The sequence below is a fragment of the Armatimonas sp. genome (genome assembly GCF_043760365.1).
Taxonomy (GTDB): Bacteria; Armatimonadota; Armatimonadia; order Armatimonadales; family Armatimonadaceae; genus Armatimonas.
Genome location: NZ_JAYUPA010000843.1, coordinates 1 through 3151, shown reverse-complemented (window position 1 = coordinate 3151; position 3151 = coordinate 1). Strand labels below are relative to the sequence as shown.

4 protein-coding genes are annotated in these 3151 nt (G+C 56.3%); 2 read left to right on the top strand and 2 right to left on the bottom strand.

Annotation, left to right across the window (positions count from 1 at the left end; all coding sequences use genetic code 11):
- Together ACH2EH_RS20870 and ACH2EH_RS20865 are read left to right on the top strand one after the other, a co-directional pair.
- Positions 1-358: hypothetical protein (locus ACH2EH_RS20870; RefSeq protein WP_395144745.1), on the top strand; the 358-nt coding region annotated here is incomplete at its 5' end.
- A 30-nt stretch (positions 359-388) separates the two neighbouring features.
- Positions 389-574 (top strand): hypothetical protein, encoded by a 186-nt coding sequence (locus ACH2EH_RS20865; RefSeq protein ID WP_395144743.1) that lies wholly within the window; start codon positions 389-391, stop codon positions 572-574.
- 8 nt (positions 575-582) lie between these two features.
- On the opposite strand, the gene ACH2EH_RS20860 is transcribed toward ACH2EH_RS20865, so the two are convergent.
- Positions 583-2895: a glycosyl hydrolase gene (locus tag ACH2EH_RS20860; RefSeq protein WP_395144741.1), complete on the bottom strand. Its 2313-nt coding sequence runs from the start codon at positions 2893-2895 to the stop codon at positions 583-585.
- Positions 2892-3151: hypothetical protein (locus ACH2EH_RS20855; RefSeq protein ID WP_395144739.1), on the bottom strand; the 260-nt coding region annotated here is incomplete at its 5' end. The genes ACH2EH_RS20860 and ACH2EH_RS20855, both read right to left, overlap by 4 nt.

Here is a 3151-nt window from a genome sequence, read left to right as displayed (position 1 = left end):
GACAGCAGCGCCCAATGTTGGCTACCACATGAATGGTAATGTCTTCTTGCCGCAAGGGCTCAGCCTAGCCGCAGTCGTAGCGCCCGCAAATCTCTTTATCATGCGGGAAAGTGGCAAAGGCTTTGTCTTCAATCGGGCCTACTTGCGCCCCATTCCAGGACGATGCGATGACGTGATCGCCTATGAAGCGGGCAATGTGGCCAACTACATGCCCCACTCCAAGGGCTATAACATGGCATTTGCGGATGGTCATGCGAAGTGGTACCGCTCAGGGAGTACCAAGACTCTCTCTCACTTTCCCAAGGACGAAGCCAATAGTGTTTTGGTCAACCCCGGGGTTATATACTGCGTGCCGTAGGTCTGCGGCACGCAAAGGAAGAAGATCTCGATGAGAATTTTTTGTTTTTTCGTACTCACTGTGGTGCTTAGCGGGGCCATTATAGGGTGCAGCTCTAAAGAAGGTGCACCCGAGAAGTCCGCACCGCCGCCAGGAAATTCCAACGCACAGGCCCCTACTGCTGCCAGCCAGAATGGTGGCGCGGCCTATGGCCCAGACGGCAAGCCCCTCAAGTAGAGGGATTTTCAACTCCTCGTAAATACCGTCAGCCCAGACTTGCGGGATGTAACCACGGTTCCGTTCGAGAACGTCACTTTTCGTGGCTGGGCCGTGGTGCTGTAGATAACATAGGTGCGCTCTATGCCGTTCTTAAAGACGGCATAGAGCGGCGTGTCGGCGGAGACACTGGTGTCTACTTGCCCGGCTTTGCTCAGAAAGTGCATCCAGTGGTAGAAATTTGCCCGAGAGTTTCCAGACTCGATCTCCTGGGTCTCGAAGTTGCAGTTTGCCAGCGCACCTTGGGCATCGGTGAGGGCCTGGTACATCAGGATCACATCGCCCCAGCCACCCCAGTTTTTGCCCGTGCGCGGTGGCAGGCTCGGGTCACGCTTGGCGTCTTTTTTATCGTGAGCGATACGCTCAGTAGCGAGGCTGGCGAGGTTCTCGGAGATATAGCCTGGATGCGTCCCTAAGTACAACGAGCCGCTCTGGAGGGGCAACAGATTGATGCCATGCATGTGGATGGGGTCGCCGGAGAACCACGTGGCGAAGACCGCTTTTGCGCCCCAGACCATCGAGGCCAGCGAGCGCGTAAACGCCTTCGGGTAGAGCTTGTTTACGTCGAACCAGTAGTTGTCAATCGCATCCTTCTCCGTCACGTAGAGATAGATCCCCGTGTCGCGCAGTTTTTTATCGCCCGTGAGCTCGCCCCAGAGGATCATCCCGGTCCAGGCGTTCATGGCCTCCGACGACGACTCGTTGTTATTACCGTCGGCGAAGTCACCTTTTCCATCGGCCCAAGTGTGGCCCTCGTAGATATCAAAGTTACGCAGAAATGGGAACTGCGGGTCGCTGCGCTCCGGGTTGGCGCAGTCGCGAATGAGTAAGTTCACCATCCCGCCCCACTGCGCTTGCTTTGCCCACTCTGGCTCCTGCCGCGCGAGCTCGGCGGCGGCGCGGATGAAGTATCCGTAGTGGAAGTGATGGTCGTTGAGGGCTTCGTCGCTGCCGTAGGAGGCCGGGTAGCCGATCAGTGTCCCCCAGGGTTTATTGTAGTAGAACAGCCCCTTCGCCTTGCCGCTCTTCGCCGTGAAGTAATCTTCGAGAAGTGTCTTCAGACGTGCCCGAAGCGTCTTGTTGGCCGCAACATTGCCCGTCGCTTCCGCGAGTGCCGTGAGGGTCGCCAGCTTACCCAGTGCCTTTCCCGTCCAGTAGGTATCGGCCAGCTCCGGTTTGTAGGTTGCGGTATCGGCATCTATAAATTTCTTGAGGGTCGCTTTTTCGTAGCCGCCAAAGTCGGGGAGTAGCGGCAGGACACCCTGGAACGGGGTGACGGTCGTGAATCCCTCCCCGACGGCAACTTTTAAGACACCACGAGTGCACTGGTAGGTATGGTTCGTGAGCTTTATGGCGCTCCGCTGGTACTGGTGCGGATAGAGCCCAAAGAGCGTCCCCGACATCGTGCCCTCATAGGCTTTTACCGTGAAGGCGTATTTCGTCGTCACTTTACTCGTCTTTTCGTCGTAGCTCCAGACAATTTTTGAGTCCGTCACGTGGTTGTGCGCGTACTTCGCATAAAATGCTAGTGTCTCTTGTTTATTATCAGGAAGCAGTGACACGGAAAAATAGGACTTGCCTTTGCAAATAAGCTTACTGGTGCCGAGGCCCTCCCACGTGCAGCCCGCCGCGCCGAAGAGTCCGTAGCTACGCCCCCCAAGGGTCACCCCAAGCACGGGGCTCTTCGCATCACCAGAAAACACCGTCGGTGCGCTGGCGAAGGTGAATGTCGGGTCGCCGTCCGTTATCGTGCCATAGACAAACGGTGAGCCGTGCCCAAACGTCAGAAAGAGCTTATTGCCAAATGCAGCCGTGACGAACCAGTCGCTCCAGCTCTGGGCACGGGCATCGGGGAAAGTGGCCTGCGCGGAGTGCCCGATCATCAGATCATTGGGGGCCTGCATCACCGCAGTGAAGATCCCCTCAGGGTTGGCGGTGTAGCCGATGCCAGGGTAATAAATCCGCAGGCCTGTTTCGTGTGCCTGAACGCCCAGTGGGTGGGGGAACATCTGATTCGAGAACTTAGAGAAGACCAGCGAGCTCCACCAGTCATTCGTGGGAACGGGCCGCTTCACTGCCTCCGTCACAAATGGCAGCATCCCCGGCTCCTTCGCCCCAGCGGGAAGCTTTGTCGTGTAGCTTCCTGCTCCAATGGAGACAATGTCAGGCGATTCCTTTTGTGCACAAGTAATTGGGGAAGTTAACATTAGCACACTCAGCGTGGCAAAGAGAAAAAACATACAGAAGTCTACCACTTTGGGCTTCAATTGAATTTGCATCATGCAGTATGTATTTTCCTGCAATACAAAAGAACTCCGGCTGCGCTGAGGAGCAGACAACCACTCAGGAAAAATCCCTTGCTCCAGTTTGGTTCGTAGCGTAGCGTGAGCCGCTTGGCTCCCGTCGGTGTTTTTACCGTGACACGATCCCAGGCATCTTTTGTGGTGGGGGTCGGCTTTCCATCGACAAAGGCATGCAGTCGCTCTCTGGCTAAGAGATTCACAACCACTGTGCCGCCTTCCGAGAACTTGCCCAGCT